This window comes from Candidatus Phycosocius spiralis (assembly GCF_030158815.1).
GTDB lineage: Bacteria > Pseudomonadota > Alphaproteobacteria > Caulobacterales > Aquidulcibacteraceae > Aquidulcibacter > Aquidulcibacter spiralis.
Genome location: NZ_BPFZ01000002.1, coordinates 235,348 through 250,010, shown reverse-complemented (window position 1 = coordinate 250,010; position 14,663 = coordinate 235,348). Strand labels below are relative to the sequence as shown.

Below are 14,663 nucleotides of genomic sequence, written 5' to 3'. Positions count from 1 at the left end.
TTTGACAAAGCCAGATGCGTTTTGGTTGTGCCAAGAGCAAAATGTCCTTGCTATGGACCTTTATTTTACGACAATATAATCAAACAACCCCATCGTAACCTTACGCATGACGCACTAAGCTGTGCAGGAAACAAACATGCAGACCCAGTTGATGCCCAAAATCCCAGTAACGGTCCTGACAGGCTATTTGGGGGCTGGTAAGACCACTTTGCTCAATCATATTTTAAGTGCACCGATTAGCAAAAAATTTGCGGTTATCGTGAATGAATTCGGCGAAATCGGCATTGATCATGATTTGGTTGTCGATGTGGATGAAGAGATTTTTGAGCTAAACAACGGGTGTGTCTGTTGTTATGTGCGTGGTGATTTGATCCGAATGATGGGGGCCTTGTTTAGGCGAGGTCATGTTTTTGACGCCATCTTGATTGAGACCACTGGACTGGCTGATCCTGCCCCTGTCGCACAGACTTTTTTTGCAGATGATGAGATTAGCAATCGCGCCTATTTAGATGCAGTTATTAGCGTCGTGGACGCAGTCCATATTGTCAAGCAGGTACAAATGAGCCGTGAAGCGGTCGAGCAGATCGCCTTTGGCGATGTCATCCTTCTCAACAAAGCTGATGTCGCGAGCCCCATTCAGCTTGAGACCGCCAAAGGGGTTATCCGCCAGATCAATCCTGGGGCTAAAATTATGATCACATCACGTTCTAAAATTGATCCTGAAAGGCTATTCAATCTTGGTGCCTTTTCGTTAGATCGCGCATTAGAACTCGATGCGAATTTCTTAGAAGGGGTAAAGTTCGATCTGGGCCAAGCTCCTGACCATAATCATGGCCATCAACACAAGCACGACCTCTCCCATCATGATACACCCCATTATGCCGGAATTGCCACGATTGGGTTGCGGGTAAAACAACCTTTGTCTGAAGCTTTGTTTGATGCATGGATCTCTGACCTCGTGGACAGACGTGGCCTTGATATCTTGCGCCTTAAAGGAGTTCTAAACATGCAAGATGATCCAAGGCGCTATATCATTCATGGGGTGCATATGATGTTGGAAGGGGGGTATCAAAGGGCTTTTGCCCCCCATGAACCGCGTGAAAGCCGATTCGTTTTGATCGGTCGCAACTTGCATGAACCGACGGTTCGCGCAGAAATTGAGGCTGGATTTAGGGCTTGCGTCGCATAAGATTACACAATTGGCAGCTGAAGAGGCGATTTATCAGCAGATTTGCACCGATCAGGCATATCTCCACCCTTGACCTTTGATCGCGAAATGCCATTGCTGCCCTATGCATGCCTTGGCGCTTCAAGGCATGCGGCAAGCCACTTTGGATTGGACAATCAAGGTGGCCAGAGATTAAGGAAATGACAATGAGTAAAAAAGATTTAATCGACGCAGTCGCCAATGCCGCAGAAATCACCAAAGATAAAGCAAACACAGCTATCGATGCTTTGACAGCTGCCATAGTGAAAACCTTGAAATCGGGTGAGGAAGTGACTTTGGCCCCGCTAGGCAAATTCAAAGTCACCTACCGTGAAGCCCGTCAGGGCCGCAACCCCTCAACAGGTGCTACAGTTCAAATCAAAGCCGCAAAAGTGGCAAAATTTCAAGCTTCTAAAGCATTAAAAGACGCCTTGAACTAACTTGTGACCTCTTAGTGACCCTGAACGCGCTTGACCTGACTAAGCCTGACGCGTTCAGGGATTTAACGTTTTAGAATTGGCATGGGTGATCGCCTCACTGCCTAGCGGATTTGAGAAGGGCAAAAAAAGCTCTTGCCCACGCACCTTGGCCCAATCTTTGAGTGCCCAATAGCCTGTCGGGAATGCAAGGTCATCCCAAGGGATTGTCTCATAGTCAAACCAAGCCGCTTCCAAGCTTTCAGGGCCAGCGCCAAACTCATCGCCAATCAGCACGCCCCGATACATGAAATGGACCTGACTGATGCGTGGAACCTCATAAATGCCCAATAAAGCGTCGATGTGAACCTTTGCCCTAGCTTCTTCCCAAACTTCGCGTAACGCCCCTTGGCTGGTTGTTTCACCTTCTTCCATAAAGCCCGCTGGAACCGTCCAAAAACCGAGACGAGGCTCAATCGCCCGCCGACACAAGAGGACGCGACCGCATGCATCGCCAACAACCACGCCAACGACAATTTTTGGATTTTGATAGTAAATGAACCCGCAAGTGTCGCAAACCTGACGCAAATGGTCATCACCTATTGGCCGTTGTAATGAAAATTTGGCTGGCATAGCTGGCATAGCTGGCATAAATGTGCTCTTCGTTGCAGGATATCAATGCATTTATCTGTGTCGCAAAGCATATAAAAATCAAGTGTAGAAAAATATGGATGGTTAATTGACCCTTATGAAATGTGCATGAAGGTAGGTATCAGAATGAGTGACTTAAATCAGGGCACACCAAAGACCAAACCAGCAAAACTTGAAGAGCAAGCCATTGGCTCATTGATCAGTTATAATCCCAATGAGTCGCCCAGCCATTTGTTACACAGGGCCCAGCAATTTGCAGCAGAACTCCATATTGCCGCCTTGGGTGCCCAAGGCCTAACGCAAAGGCAATTGGCCGTCTTGGCGGTATTAGCGCACCAAGATGGGGTTTCTCAGAGCGATCTGGTTGCCAAAACGGGCATTGATCGATCGACTTTAGCCGAAATGGTTGCACGTATGGTCACCAAAGGTCTTGCCACGCGGGTGAGATCCCAAAGTGATAGCCGGGCTAATGCTGTATCCTTGACCGAGCTTGGACGAACTGTCTTTGAAGCCGCGCTTCCTAAACTTGCCGATAATGATGCCGGTGTACTCGCCCGGCTGCCTTCAAGCAAGCGTGCCTTATTTGTCGATTTACTCAAACGCTTAGCCCTACCCGATCAGACACTTGTTGCTCCAGCTAAGGCTGACAAAAAGAAAAAAGACAAAAAGAAAAAGAAGAAAAAAGACAAACGCTCCAAATAGATTAGCGTTTGATCCATGCCCTTGGTCTGCATAGGGCCGCACGCGCACGCATGCTAAGCCTAATTTGCGCGTGCGATATCCTTGTTATGCGACTTCTAGCCTCTGCAGCTAATACAAGGCTTGGGCCAAATAGAGGTGATGGGGAATGGGGTCTCAAGCTGGTTGAACAGAACTTAAGCCATTGCGCAACTTGATGAAAGCTTGGGCAAAATCTAGCCGTGTTCATATCAATAATCTGTCACTGATATGCAATGCGCATGACAAACTTCCAATCTAACCCCAGCTCCAACGTCGCTGCGGCGTATCGTTTAGGGGATTATGATGGGGCATATGATTTTGCTACGGGGGCAATCATTGGTATCTGCTATGGCTTTAAACCTAATGGCAGGCGCTGCCTTTGCGGATGCTACCGAACCTAAGACCTTCCAAGATAAAGATGCCGACAAGGTGGTGGTTACGGCCCAAATCTCAACGCGGTCAGCCATTTCGATTCAGGCGGTTGAGATCCAAAAAATTATTCCAGGCGTTAACCCACTCAAAGCCATCCAGACCCTACCAGGCGTGCTTTTTGTCACCGCCGATCCCTGGGGCAATAATGAGCAGAACATGTCCCTGTTTGTGCATGGGTTTTCGACCCAGCAATTGGGCTATGCCATGGATGGGGTACCCCTCGGCGACCAGCAATATGGCAATTATAACGGACTTAGCCCCTCGCGCGCCTTGACCAGTGAAAACGTTGCTCGGGTCAATCTGTTCTCTGGCGCAGCAGCCCTTGGCGTGCCCTCGACCAGCAATCTGGGTGGCGCGATTGAGACTTTTTCCCGGGCACCTGCCGCCAATCGCATCTTTACGGTCAACCAGACCCTAGGCAGCTATGAGGCGACCCGGACGTTTTTGCGGTTTGATACGGGCCGGTCCGACGGCGGAGGCAGTGCCTTTGTATCTTATCTGCACCATGATGCCAGGGCTTGGGATTTTGACGGCCACCAAAAGGCAGATCAGATCAATGTGAAATATGTCCATGATGCCGGTCAGGGCAGGCTAACGGCCTATTTCAATGCCCAGAAAAAGGTCGAGCCGAATGAGGACGCAACCGCCTATGGCACTGCCCAGACTGCCAGCTCAACCTATTTTCCTTATACGCGCAAATTCATCTATCCCGACCTGACCGCCTGTAAGAACAATCTGACCAATGGCACGCCGCCGGCCTATCAGGGCAATAATTTCTCCAATTGTTTCAGCGCTGCCCAGCGCGAAGACCTGCTGACCTATGTCAAATATGAGTTCGATCTGGCACCGAAGCTAACCTGGAGCAATCAGGTCTATTATCATTATAATTATGGACGCGGCATTGTGGCGGGCCCGATCAATACGGCGGGCCTGCCCGGCCTATTTGCCGCCTATTATCCAAACCTCGTGGTTGGCGGTGCGACCTCAGCCCAGACCTTGCAAAACATTTCAGCCCTATTTGGCGGTTCCGGTTATGCGGTGCGGACCACGGAATACCGGATTAATCGCAGCGGCGGCCTTTCGACCCTGAATTGGGAAATTGGCGATCACAAGATCGATGCTGGGGTCTGGATTGAGCATAATGAGCCAGCCCAACACCGGGTCTGGTATCCCATGACGGCGGCCAATAATAATCTGTCACCTTATGATGTGCCATCGGGCCCGAAGGCTCTCACCCAATATCACGCCGAGCATTTTGTGAATATTATCCAGCTGCATGCCCAGGACCAGTGGCAGATTCAGCCCAAGCTTCTTTTGCAATACGGCTTTAAGTCGAGCCAGCAATGGGCCAACGGCAAGTTCCCGGTCAATCAGGTCAATCTGCCCACCGCCACCGTGCCCGTGCATTTTCCAAGCGGACGTTTGCAGTCTGGTGAATGGATCTTACCCCAAGCCGGTTTGGTTTGGGATCTAACCGATCAAGAGCAGGTCTTTGTGAATGCTCAAAAAAACCTGCGCCAATTCCTGACCTATGGTGCTGGCAGCGGCTTTTACGGCTTTACGCCTTGGAGCCTCGGAACACAGGCGGCTTTTGATTTGTTCAAAGATACGGTCAAGCCAGAAACTTCCTGGACTTACGAGGTCGGTCTGCGCACCCGCCGCGATCTTGATCTTGGCCCAATCACTGCTATTGAGGGCCAAATCAATGCCTTCCATGTCGATTTCCAGAACAGGCTTTTGAACATTGCGCCCTTTAACTTCATCAACCCGGCCCCAGCTATCCTGGCCAATGTCGGTGATGTAAAAACCGATGGGGTTGATATTGCTGCAACGTTGGATTTTGGCCCTCATTACCGACTTTATAATGCGATCTCCTTTACTGATGCCCAATATGCGCAGGACTATTTGAGCGGCACAAGGGTGGTCAATGGCGTGGTTGAGCCTGTCACAGTGGCCACGGGCGGCAAGTCTGTGCCCCTATCGCCGAAATGGATGAACAAGACGGTGCTAAGTGTCCGCTATGGCGCATTTGAAGGCCAGCTGACCGGAGACTATGTCGGGCGGCGCTATGTAACCTATCTGAACGACTTATCGGTTAAGTCCAATTTCCTAATCGGTCTACAGGCCAGTTGGAACCTAGAGGCGGTCAAGCCTAACTGGGCCAAGGTTGCCAAGATCAGCGCTAATGTCTCTAACCTGGGCAATGTGAAAGGGATTTCGACGGCGGTTGTGACTGGCAATTCGGGCGGCTATCAGGGCTTCCCGATCCCATCGCGCATGGTGTTTGTCACCCTCTCGGCGGATTTTTAAGCTTTACCTTCAAGCTTTGGGGTCGGCACGGCCCAAAGTCTATCCAGACTTCATCCAAAGTGCATCTTGTCTCAGCTTAGCGCATGCACGCTAGGTAGGTACCCAAACTTAGCCGCATTAAGTTGGGTCATGTCATCTTTGTCCTTAATACAGCTCTACTAACGCACTCGACCGATCCACCTATCTCACGATTCACCATCTAGCGCCCGCGTGTGGATGGCTTCTGCAATAGCAAAAGTGCGCTGCGCCATTTCGAGGTGGAGTAATTCGGTCATTTTACCATCGACTTTCAATACCCCCTTACCGGCATTGGCGGGGTCCGCAAAGGCTGCGATGACGGCGCGCGCATGGGCAACTTCTTCCGCGCTCGGCGCAAAAATAGTGTTGCAGGTTTCAAGCTGGCTTGGATGGATGAGGGTCTTGCCGTCAAAGCCAAAATTAAGGCCTTGCCAGCACATTTCCGCAAATCCTTCCACGTTTGAGATATCATTATAGACGCCGTCGATAATCGTCAGACCGTAAAGCCGTGCTGCCGTCACACTGGCAGACAGCGCATAATGAAAGGCGGTTCGATCTGGCGTTAGCCGCGCACGGGTTTCTTTGGCCAGATCATTGGTGCCCATCACAAAAGTTGATAAGCGTGTATCCGTGCTGGCAGACGCAATAGACGCGATTTCCAAGATCGCGCGCGGGGTCTCAATCATGGCCCAGAGGTTCATCGAGGGACGCGCGCCCAAAGCCTCCATCGCCTCATGGGCGGCAATTACCTCTAGGGAGGTGGATAGTTTGGGAAACAAAATCGCGTCTGGGCCAGCTTCAATTGCCGCTTCCAAATCCGCAGGGCCCCAAGGCGAGTTCAGCGCATTAACCCGAATGATGACTTCGCGATTACCATAGCCACCTGCCTTTACCATTCGGGCAACAGCGACGCGCGCCTCTTCTTTGGCTTCTGGGGCAACGGCGTCTTCAAGGTCCAAAATCACGCCATCGGTGGGCAGGGTCTTGGCGCGTTCAAGCGCTTTGGCATTGGTTCCAGGCATATAGAGGATGCTGCGGCGCGGGCGGGCAGTGATCAGGGTCATGGAAGGCCTTTAACGTCAAGTGGGTGTCACCTTCTAGCCACAAGGCCATAGGGGCCGTAAAGAGATAAACATGCCTTTGGTGTTGATTCTTGGGTCGCATGTTGCGGGAAGTCGGGTGGGCGGAACAATCGCCAATCTGGCCATTGGCCTGTCGCCGATGAAGATCGATCCCGTGCATGTTCCCACCACCTTGTTTGGCCGCCACCCTGGCTGGGGGCCGCCCGGGGGTGGACCGGTTGATCCGGCCCTTTTTGAAGGTATGCTCGAAGGCATTAAGGCCAATGGCCTGTTTGGGCTGGTGGACGGAGTTCTCACCAATTATTTTGCAAGTGCCGATCAGGTTCAAATTGCCGCACGCGCGATTGATGCGATTAAAGCCGCTAATCCAAAGGCGATTGTTTTTGTCGATCCGGTATTAGGCGATGCACCAGCTGGGCTTTATGTGCGCCAAGAAACGGCTGATGCTTTGATCGGCGAGCTGATCCCGCGCGCTGACCTCCTCAGCCCGAATTTGTGGGAATTATCCTATCTCACCAACCAACAAGCGAGCGACCCCATTGAGATCGCCAAAGCCGGGATGGGAATGGGTCGGTCCTGCTTGATTTCCTCGGTTGAGACGCAAGCGGGCATTGGTGGCCTGTTGGTCGAAGGGGATAAAGCTTGGTTGGCTCTACATGGGAAAATAACTCACCCGCCGAAAGGGACGGGCGATCTACTCGCTTCCATGATGCTGGCCCATCGGATCGATGGAAAGACTGCACCACAGGCGATGGCGTACGCATTAGCGGGTGTGGCTTATGTCCTTGGCCGCGCGCAAGAATGGCAAGCTCCAGAATTACCTCTTGTCGCCAGCGCTTATGAAGCGTGGCGGGTCCCACCTTTGGCCTTGACCAAGCTCCTTTAAAAGGGTCACAAGGAGCGATGATCGATCTTATACATTCTTATGTCGCCACGGGCTTTGAGCCTGTTTTAGACGCATTTCGTGCTAATTTTAAGGAGGACCTTGAGCTTGGTGCCGGGTTTTGTGCGATCTTAGAAGGCGAGATTGTGGTCGATTTGGTGGGTGGCTATCGCGACCGCGCCAAAACCCAAGCTTGGACCCAAGAGACATTGGTTCCAGTTTACTCCACCACCAAGCCCATCGCCGCTCTCGTGATTGCGCGCCTGCATGATCAAGGCCTCCTGCAGTTCGATGATCCGATTGGAAAGCTTTGGCCTGAATTTAGTGTTCATGGAAAAGACGTTTCGATCGCGCAGGCTTTATCGCATCAAGCAGGCGTTCCGGGTTTCCCTGACCCGATTGATCCAGACCTTTGGCTTGACCCACACGCGTTGGCCGTGGCGTTAGCACAGCTCGTCCCCTTGTGGCCGCCCACGACCGCAAGCGGCTATCATCCATTGACCTATGGCTATATTGCAGGTGAACTTGCGCAGCGTGCGCATGGTACAAGCCTCGGCACTCAATTGCGCAAGGATGTGTGTGATCCCCTCAACATTGATTTTTGGATTGGTCTGCCGCTCCAACATCATGCGCGCTGCGCGGACATGAGCCGCCCAAAAGCGATGCCAAACCTCGGACAGATCACTAACCCCCGCAGAGTGGCTTTTTTAACGCCGTGGGCTTCACCGACTCGCGGTGGAGCCGATTGGCGCCTAGCGGAAATCCCTGCCGCCAATGGCCATGGTACTGCGCGCTCAGTCGCGACTTTATACGGCGTGTTTGCCAATGACGGGAAGATTTGCGGCCACCAGATTGTGTCACCTGCGACCATGGCCGAATTCACCAAGGCGCGTATTCGGGGTCAAGATCTTGTTGTGCCCTATGAAATCGAATGGGCGAGCGGTGTGATGCGCAATAATAATTTGCGCTATGGACCTAACCCCACCACTTTGTGTCACTCCGGCTGGGGCGGGTCAGGTGGTTTTGGCGACCCAGACAAGCGGCTATCTGCCGCTTATGTTATGAACAAACAATCCCCCGCTTTGATGGGCGATGAGCGCGCTGCTCGTTTGATCGAGGCGCTTTACCGCTGTCTTTAGTGGTGAAGGGCGATACACATTTGTTGGGGCTACTATATTATTCTTTTGTCTAGGAAGGCTTTGGTACAGGCCTTACCTAACCCAAGGGCCTCAGTTGAGTGTTCATGGGCGATTTTGACGCAAAAATCGTCCGGTGATCATCGATAAGCGGTTCTGGGCCAGAATGGGTACCAAATGCGCGTCCCAGAATTTCGGGATTGGCTTCAAAGTCGGGATGCCAGAACGCTTCGACAAATTGGGCCGCCTTTAGCCAAGGCCACGATGTTCGCGCAAAGCCTGTTCAGCCCCCAAGCGCGCTTGGGGGTCGCCAATATGCAGCCAAGGCCCATCGAGCACCAAGCCAAACAGGCGCCCTTTGGGGCACCAATCGTCAAACCAAGTCCGCGCTAAAGATCGTTTGGTGGCGGGCTTGTCTCGAAACAGGGCCGCATTTGTAATCTGCACACCGGCATAGGCATAGGGTGCTGATGGGGCGCTTCCCCGTGGTGTTAGACGCCCATCTTGATCTATAAAAAAGTCGCCCGGGCCATCAAAGCCCTGCGACTGATCAAGCCGCGCCAGCAATAACAAGCCGTCCATTCGGGCCGGATCATAGGCATCGGCCAAACGTTGAATCGCATGATCATCCAGCCAGATCGCGTCTGCATTACAAGTCAGGATCGGCCCTTCTGGAAGATGCGCCATGGCATGAATGAGACCGCCTTCGGTCTCCAAAGGCTCAGGCAAGGCGTCTTCGCGTGAGATGATGATTGTGGGCGATTTACCTGCTCGGTTCGCCAAATGGCTGACTAGTTTATCGGCAAAGTGAAACGCATTAACGACGGCATAGCCCACACCCGCTTCCCCCAAACGGTCCAGCATGTGATCGATCAGAGTGCGGCCATCGACTTCCACCAATGCCTTGGGCCTGTCCAAGGTCAAGGGCCGCATGCGGGTGCCAAGGCCCGCCGCAAATACCATTGCATGGCTGGGTATGTCTGCCATTAGCCCGTTACCGCCAAAAAGTTTTGTAGGGGGGCATTTAGCTCAATCCATTGCTTAAGATCGGATAAGCGGGGATGGCTTAGCACAGTCTCCAAGTGGCGCGCTTCGCGGGGCATGAATTGCCGATAGCGCTGTTTGCCATCGCGACCAATCAAGCGAGAGAATATGCCCAAAATGCGTAGTGCATTAATCGCGCCTTGGATCGCCAGCTCTTCGTCAAAATCATCGCGGCTCGCCCCAATGGCATCCAGATAAGCACGAACAGCAGCTTCATGGGCATCCGCGCTGACATCGCGGCGGGCATCGTGCAGCAACATGGAAAAATCCCAAGCCCGAAAGCCTTTCACCGCATCTTGAAAATCCAAGAGGCCGACACGCGCAATGCCGTGCCGTTCTGGCAGCCACACCAAATTCTCCGCATGAAAATCGCGCAAAGTAAAGGCACGCGGATGGGTCAAAATCTCCCCAATTAGCGCATCGCGTATACTGGCCCATTGGGCTGTCTCGCTGGCGCTAAACGGCGCGCGACCCAAAAAATGTGGGGTCCAGTTGAGAAATAGATCAGCATTTTCGCGCAATGCAATCTGGTCAAACGCCAAAATCGGCCAAACCCCCATTGGGGAAGCTAGCTCTTCTGGGATGGTGATTTGATGCAAAGCCGCCAAAGCTTCCCCAGCACAGCGATAGAGCTTTACTTCGACTTCGGGCTTTGCCGCGATGACGTTGGCATAAAGGTCATCGCCTAAATCCTCCAGCACCGCCAAACCTAAGGGGGCATTGACTGCTAAGGTCGCGGGTGCAGAAAACCCATGCGCGCGCAAATGCTGGCCCACGGCCACAAATGCTTCTACCCGCGACGCTGCCAACCGCGATAAAGCGTTCCAGCCCAATGCTTTTCGTTCGGCTTCATTAGCCAAAGGCGGGCAGGGCGGATCCTCATTGCCCGGAGGTGCGCGCATCAAAATTGCGGTTTTGCGGTCAAGGCTTAGACGCTCATAACTGCGCGTCGATGCATCTTGGTCAAAGGATTGACGCGTTGCGCCACCAAAGCCCGCCTCGCGGATGACAAGTTCAATGGCCGCCTCAAAGGTCGGAGCCAAGCGCGCTTGAGGGTCAGAAGTCATGCAAGCGTTCTTTCCAAACGGAGGTGGCAGGGGCAGAAAAACACGCGATGCGGTGATTGCCTTCAAATTTGATCTCAATGTCAAGGTGATCGGCGGGCAGGTGTGGACCGGCTTTTTGTGGCCACTCAACCAAGGCGATGCTGGCGCCAATTTCCTCCCACCCTAATTCCCAAATGTCGTCTGGGTCTTCCAAGCGATAGAGGTCAAAATGCATTAAATCCTGGCCGTTATGGGATGAGATCAAACCCGCCTCATAGCGCTGCACCAAGGTAAAGGTCGGACTTGGCACCTCGATTTCCTCACCCATGAACGCACAAATCAGCCCCCGGGCTAACGTCGTTTTTCCCGCCCCCAATGGCCCGCGAAGGGCAATAAAGTCCCCCGGTTGCACTAGAGATGCCAAGCGCGCACCCAAAGCTTGGGTTTCAGCTTCTGTTGGGAGGGAAATGGATTGCAGGTTCGCTAGCATGGCCGCATCGATAAAAGAGGTTGGCTCCAGCGTCAAAACCACGCACTGTTGAAATCAGCTAAACCTGAATGAGCCGATGATAATTTTTTTGTGTACAGCCCTTTTCTTATGCGCGACGGGTGAATCACCCCCGCCCCAAGCACCTGAAGCGGGCCTAGTTCAAGAGGCACCAATTGAGACCCTTATTGTGCGTGCAGAGCGTTTGATCGGGGGTCGCGTTGCGCGTCAAAGCCTGACAGCTACCCAATTAGAGCAGGCAAGCGGGTCGCGTTTGGATGAAGCGCTGCGCGCTATGCCCAGCGTGGGCCTGTTTCGGCGCACCCCAAGTGGATCGGCCAACGCCACCATTCAAGGCCTATCACTTCGCCCCATCGCGCCCAATGGCGCGGGTCGGGCTTTGGTTAGTTTAGATGGGGTGCCGCAAAATGATCCGTTCGGCAGTTGGATTGTCTGGGCGCGTTATGACCCATTGTTTTTAGAGCGCGTCGATATCCTGCGTGGTGGCGCTGGTGCTGGCTTTGGGGCTTTGGCCTTAACTGGAACCTTAGACCTGGTGGAGGCGCGCGGCGGTCCTTCAAAGCTGCGCCTCACGGCTGGTGGCGCAGGCAGCCGCGCCGCAGCGGCGCGCGCGAGTGCACAAGCCGGACCCGCCGTTTTGACCGGCATGATTTCCTATGAGCATAGGGATGGCTTTATACCCGTCATTCCTGCCAGCCGGGGCCCTGTCGATATTGGTGCGGGGTTTGAAGTAGCTACAGTAACCATTGTCAGCGAAGTGCCTGATGCACAGGGGAGCTGGGCTTATCGCGTTTCAGGATTTTCTGAGGAAAAGGGGGCTGGCACAATCGGTGCTCAAAGCAAAAGTCTTGGCGCTGATTTTAGTCTCGCCCGCCGATGGGAGGGGGCTTGGGGGCAGGGCCGTGTGCAGATTTACAGCCAAGTGCGCGATTTCTCCAATCAAACCAATGCGATTAGCGCCGACCGGACCAGTCAAGATCCTGCCGTGGATCAGTTTGAAACCCCAGCTTCGGCTTTGGGCGGTTCTTTAGCCTTCGCACCGCAGTGGCAGGGCCTTCACCCGCGGCTCACACTCGATTGGCGTCATAGCCAGGGGCAAACCAGTGAATTGTTTCGCTATCAGCGTTCTGACTTTACGCGCAGCCGCCTTGCAGGGGGCTCCCAAAATTGGCTTGGCGGGAGCCTAGAAGTGCCTGATCTGATCACAGATGCGGATCAGGGGACTGGCTTGGATATGGTCGTGCGCCTTGATCGTTGGGCTAATTTCAGCGCCAGACGTTATGAATTTGATCGCACAACTGGGCAAAGCACCTTGCGTGAAAATGGACGCGATGTCCAAGGGTTGGTACCAACGGGCCGCTTGATTGCTTATGCTGGGCAACGCACAGTCGAGTTGAGTGCTTATCGTAGCTTCCGCCCGCCCAGCCTCAATGAGCTCCATCGCCCATTTCGCGTCGGTAATGATGTCACCGAACCCGATCCTGCTTTAAAGCCTGAAATTCTCGAAGGCGTGGACCTCGATTTGAAGGGCCAGTTTCGTGGTTTTGGCGTTGAGACGAGCGCACTTTTAACCCTGTATGCCAACCGCCTTTATGATCCGGTGGCAAATGTAACCCTTGCATCTGGCCCCGGCGTTTTTGACAGAGTTGGCTTTCTGCCGGCTGGTGGCACGTTGCGCCAGCGGCGCAATGTGGGCCGCATCGACGCAACAGGCATGGAAGCTTCGCTCACTTGGGTTGCTGAAACGACCTCTGACGCATCTGGGCGAAAACCGAGCGGAAGGGTGAGTGTCTCATTGACTGATGCGACGGTGGATGGCGCGGCTCTTTTGCCGCAACTAACCGGCAAGCGACCCGCCCAAGCCGCCCCTTGGGCGGTCTATATCGATCTCAGCCTTCCAATTGGGGCGCGAACCTCGTATGAGTTCACCTTGCGCGGAGAAGGGGCGCGATTTGAGGATGATCTCAACACGCGTAAGCTCAAAGCCTATCATGCTTTTGATGTGCGGGCGCAGTTGGACTTAGCGCCCGGTCGGCAGCTCTTTGTTATTGGCGAAAACATCGGGGGTAGCCGTATTGCCACTGCCCTATCGGGTACAGGGGTTTTGAGCGAAAGCCAAAACCGTCTTTTGCGGATCGGTATTAGTCTTACGCAATGATGGTGCGTTTGATCTCATTGACGATGGTTTGCTCGATAGCACCAAGGCCATCAATTTCGCAGCGTACAAGGTCGCCAGCTTTCAGATAAACGGGTGGCGTGCGCGCAATACCAACCCCTGCCGGGGTCCCAGTAAAGAGGATGTCTCCGGGCAATAAGGTAAAGGCGGTACTCAAATGGGCGATCATATCTGGGATTTTAAAGATCAGATCGCCAACACAGCCGTCCTGCATCAGTCTACCATTGACATAAGTGCGCAGGCGCAGCGCGTCTACATTCGCAATCTCATCTGGTGTGGTCATCATAGGCCCAAATGGCGCATGGGTGTTAAAGCCTTTACCCATGATCATGGTGGGTGTGGCCTTTTGCCAGTCGCGCACCGAATAATCACAGCCGACACAATAGCCCGCAATCACTTCGCGTGCTCGATCTACCGGGACATGACGCGCGATTGCACCAATGATGACAACCAATTCAACTTCAAAATCCAGCATATCCGACACAATGGGCTTTTCGACATCGTCGTAGGGCCCGTTGACGGCGGTAATCTGTTTCATGAACCAGGTTTGACTGGCCGGTGGCGCGCGCCCAGTTTCGGCGGCATGGTCTGCGTAATTGAGGCCAATGCCAAAAATACGGGGTGGCTTTGGGACAGGGGCAAGGAACTGAGCTTCGTTCAACTGGATTGATGTAATCCATTGGCGTCCGCTGGCCGGGCCGCGCACAGCCGAGACCACTCCCAACTCATCTGCGGAGCATGCCATGAAATGTGCCGTTTCGCCAATAATTTGGGCGATATGGGATTTGCCTTTGTATACAAGAGTGGCAAGTTTCACGCTAAGACCATCCAAATCTGCCGCTTGAGATAATTGTGACGAATTCGCAACATGAATAATGTGTCATTTGAAATTGCAGTAAGGCGCTCTCGACCCAAGGGTCAACTATGTTTATAGTTTTAAAGGTTGCGAGGAATTAACGGCTCAGATTAGACCATTTGATTTCTGTAACGGCCAATCCTGAGAAATCGGGCCACAACGAATATTACAAGCAATC

General features: G+C 53.2%; 14 protein-coding genes. 7 read left to right on the top strand and 7 right to left on the bottom strand.

The window, feature by feature from the left end; translation table 11 throughout:
* Window positions 1–136: 136 nt before the first annotated feature.
* Complete coding sequence (locus tag PsB1_RS02860; protein WP_284358929.1) at window positions 137–1,189, top strand: CobW family GTP-binding protein; 1,053 nt, start codon at window positions 137–139, stop codon at window positions 1,187–1,189.
* A 185-nt stretch (window positions 1,190–1,374) separates the two neighbouring features.
* The gene (locus PsB1_RS02855; RefSeq protein WP_284358928.1) at window positions 1,375–1,647 is read left to right on the top strand and encodes an HU family DNA-binding protein; all 273 of its coding nucleotides are present in this window, start codon (window positions 1,375–1,377) and stop codon (window positions 1,645–1,647) included.
* 54 nt (window positions 1,648–1,701) lie between these two features.
* On the opposite strand, the gene PsB1_RS02850 is transcribed toward PsB1_RS02855, so the two are convergent.
* Window positions 1,702–2,274, bottom strand: coding sequence for an NUDIX hydrolase (locus PsB1_RS02850; protein ID WP_284358927.1), 573 nt, complete (start codon window positions 2,272–2,274; stop codon window positions 1,702–1,704).
* Between the two features lie 126 nt (window positions 2,275–2,400).
* Between PsB1_RS02850 and PsB1_RS02845 the strand changes: the two genes are divergently transcribed.
* Both PsB1_RS02845 and PsB1_RS02840 read left to right on the top strand, forming a co-directional pair.
* The gene (locus PsB1_RS02845; protein ID WP_284358926.1) at window positions 2,401–2,976 is read left to right on the top strand and encodes a MarR family winged helix-turn-helix transcriptional regulator; all 576 of its coding nucleotides are present in this window, start codon (window positions 2,401–2,403) and stop codon (window positions 2,974–2,976) included.
* Window positions 2,977–3,342: 366 nt separating this feature from the next.
* Window positions 3,343–5,736, top strand: a complete 2,394-nt coding sequence (locus tag PsB1_RS02840; RefSeq protein ID WP_284358925.1) for a TonB-dependent receptor — start codon at window positions 3,343–3,345, stop codon at window positions 5,734–5,736.
* Window positions 5,737–5,921: 185 nt separating this feature from the next.
* On the opposite strand, the gene PsB1_RS02835 is transcribed toward PsB1_RS02840, so the two are convergent.
* Complete coding sequence (locus PsB1_RS02835) at window positions 5,922–6,818, bottom strand: HpcH/HpaI aldolase/citrate lyase family protein (RefSeq protein ID WP_284358924.1); 897 nt, start codon at window positions 6,816–6,818, stop codon at window positions 5,922–5,924.
* A gap of 70 nt (window positions 6,819–6,888) precedes the next feature.
* Between PsB1_RS02835 and PsB1_RS02830 the strand changes: the two genes are divergently transcribed.
* Both PsB1_RS02830 and PsB1_RS02825 read left to right on the top strand, forming a co-directional pair.
* Window positions 6,889–7,722, top strand: a complete 834-nt coding sequence (locus PsB1_RS02830; protein WP_284358923.1) for a bifunctional hydroxymethylpyrimidine kinase/phosphomethylpyrimidine kinase — start codon at window positions 6,889–6,891, stop codon at window positions 7,720–7,722.
* A 17-nt stretch (window positions 7,723–7,739) separates the two neighbouring features.
* Entirely contained in the window at window positions 7,740–8,858 is a 1,119-nt protein-coding gene (locus PsB1_RS02825) for a serine hydrolase domain-containing protein (RefSeq protein WP_284358920.1), read from the top strand.
* Window positions 8,859–8,960: 102 nt separating this feature from the next.
* Here PsB1_RS02825 and PsB1_RS02820 read toward each other — a convergent pair whose 3' ends face one another.
* The 4 genes from PsB1_RS02820 to tsaE are packed head-to-tail and all read right to left on the bottom strand — an operon-like array spanning window position 8,961 to window position 11,435.
* Window positions 8,961–9,092: a hypothetical protein gene (locus tag PsB1_RS02820; RefSeq protein WP_284358918.1), complete on the bottom strand. Its 132-nt coding sequence runs from the start codon at window positions 9,090–9,092 to the stop codon at window positions 8,961–8,963.
* Between the two features lie 12 nt (window positions 9,093–9,104).
* A complete protein-coding gene (locus PsB1_RS02815; RefSeq protein WP_284358917.1) occupies window positions 9,105–9,842 on the bottom strand; it encodes a nucleotidyltransferase family protein in 738 nt (245 codons plus the stop codon).
* Window positions 9,842–10,966 (bottom strand): aminoglycoside phosphotransferase family protein, encoded by a 1,125-nt coding sequence (locus PsB1_RS02810; RefSeq protein ID WP_284358916.1) that lies wholly within the window; start codon window positions 10,964–10,966, stop codon window positions 9,842–9,844. The genes PsB1_RS02815 and PsB1_RS02810 overlap by 1 nt, the downstream gene beginning before the upstream one ends.
* Entirely contained in the window at window positions 10,956–11,435 is a 480-nt protein-coding gene (gene tsaE / locus PsB1_RS02805; protein WP_284358914.1) for a tRNA (adenosine(37)-N6)-threonylcarbamoyltransferase complex ATPase subunit type 1 TsaE, read from the bottom strand. Before tsaE ends, PsB1_RS02810 begins: the two co-directional genes overlap by 11 nt.
* Window positions 11,436–11,511: 76 nt before the next feature.
* On the opposite strand from tsaE, the gene PsB1_RS02800 reads away from it, so the two are divergent.
* Window positions 11,512–13,611 carry a TonB-dependent receptor domain-containing protein gene (locus PsB1_RS02800; RefSeq protein WP_284358912.1) on the top strand — a complete coding sequence of 700 codons (2,100 nt, stop codon included), beginning with the start codon at window positions 11,512–11,514 and terminating at the stop codon, window positions 13,609–13,611.
* Here PsB1_RS02800 and PsB1_RS02795 read toward each other — a convergent pair.
* Window positions 13,601–14,446 (bottom strand): fumarylacetoacetate hydrolase family protein, encoded by an 846-nt coding sequence (locus PsB1_RS02795; protein ID WP_284358911.1) that lies wholly within the window; start codon window positions 14,444–14,446, stop codon window positions 13,601–13,603. The genes PsB1_RS02800 and PsB1_RS02795 overlap by 11 nt on opposite strands.
* Between the last annotated feature and the right edge of the window lie 217 nt (window positions 14,447–14,663).

Excerpts from the sequence above, each read along its gene's own strand:
- PsB1_RS02860 (WP_284358929.1), top strand. The coding sequence starts at position 137 with ATGCAGACCCAGTTGATGCCCAAAATCCCAGTAACGGTCCTGACAGGC.
- PsB1_RS02855 (WP_284358928.1), top strand. The coding sequence starts at position 1,375 with ATGAGTAAAAAAGATTTAATCGACGCAGTCGCCAATGCCGCAGAAATC.
- PsB1_RS02850 (WP_284358927.1), bottom strand. The coding sequence starts at position 2,274 with ATGCCAGCTATGCCAGCTATGCCAGCCAAATTTTCATTACAACGGCCA.
- PsB1_RS02845 (WP_284358926.1), top strand. The coding sequence starts at position 2,401 with ATGAGTGACTTAAATCAGGGCACACCAAAGACCAAACCAGCAAAACTT.
- PsB1_RS02840 (WP_284358925.1), top strand. The coding sequence starts at position 3,343 with ATGGCTTTAAACCTAATGGCAGGCGCTGCCTTTGCGGATGCTACCGAA.
- PsB1_RS02835 (WP_284358924.1), bottom strand. The coding sequence starts at position 6,818 with ATGACCCTGATCACTGCCCGCCCGCGCCGCAGCATCCTCTATATGCCT.
- PsB1_RS02830 (WP_284358923.1), top strand. The coding sequence starts at position 6,889 with ATGCCTTTGGTGTTGATTCTTGGGTCGCATGTTGCGGGAAGTCGGGTG.
- PsB1_RS02825 (WP_284358920.1), top strand. The coding sequence starts at position 7,740 with ATGATCGATCTTATACATTCTTATGTCGCCACGGGCTTTGAGCCTGTT.
- PsB1_RS02815 (WP_284358917.1), bottom strand. The coding sequence starts at position 9,842 with ATGGCAGACATACCCAGCCATGCAATGGTATTTGCGGCGGGCCTTGGC.
- PsB1_RS02810 (WP_284358916.1), bottom strand. The coding sequence starts at position 10,966 with ATGACTTCTGACCCTCAAGCGCGCTTGGCTCCGACCTTTGAGGCGGCC.
- tsaE (WP_284358914.1), bottom strand. The coding sequence starts at position 11,435 with ATGCTAGCGAACCTGCAATCCATTTCCCTCCCAACAGAAGCTGAAACC.
- PsB1_RS02800 (WP_284358912.1), top strand. The coding sequence starts at position 11,512 with ATGATAATTTTTTTGTGTACAGCCCTTTTCTTATGCGCGACGGGTGAA.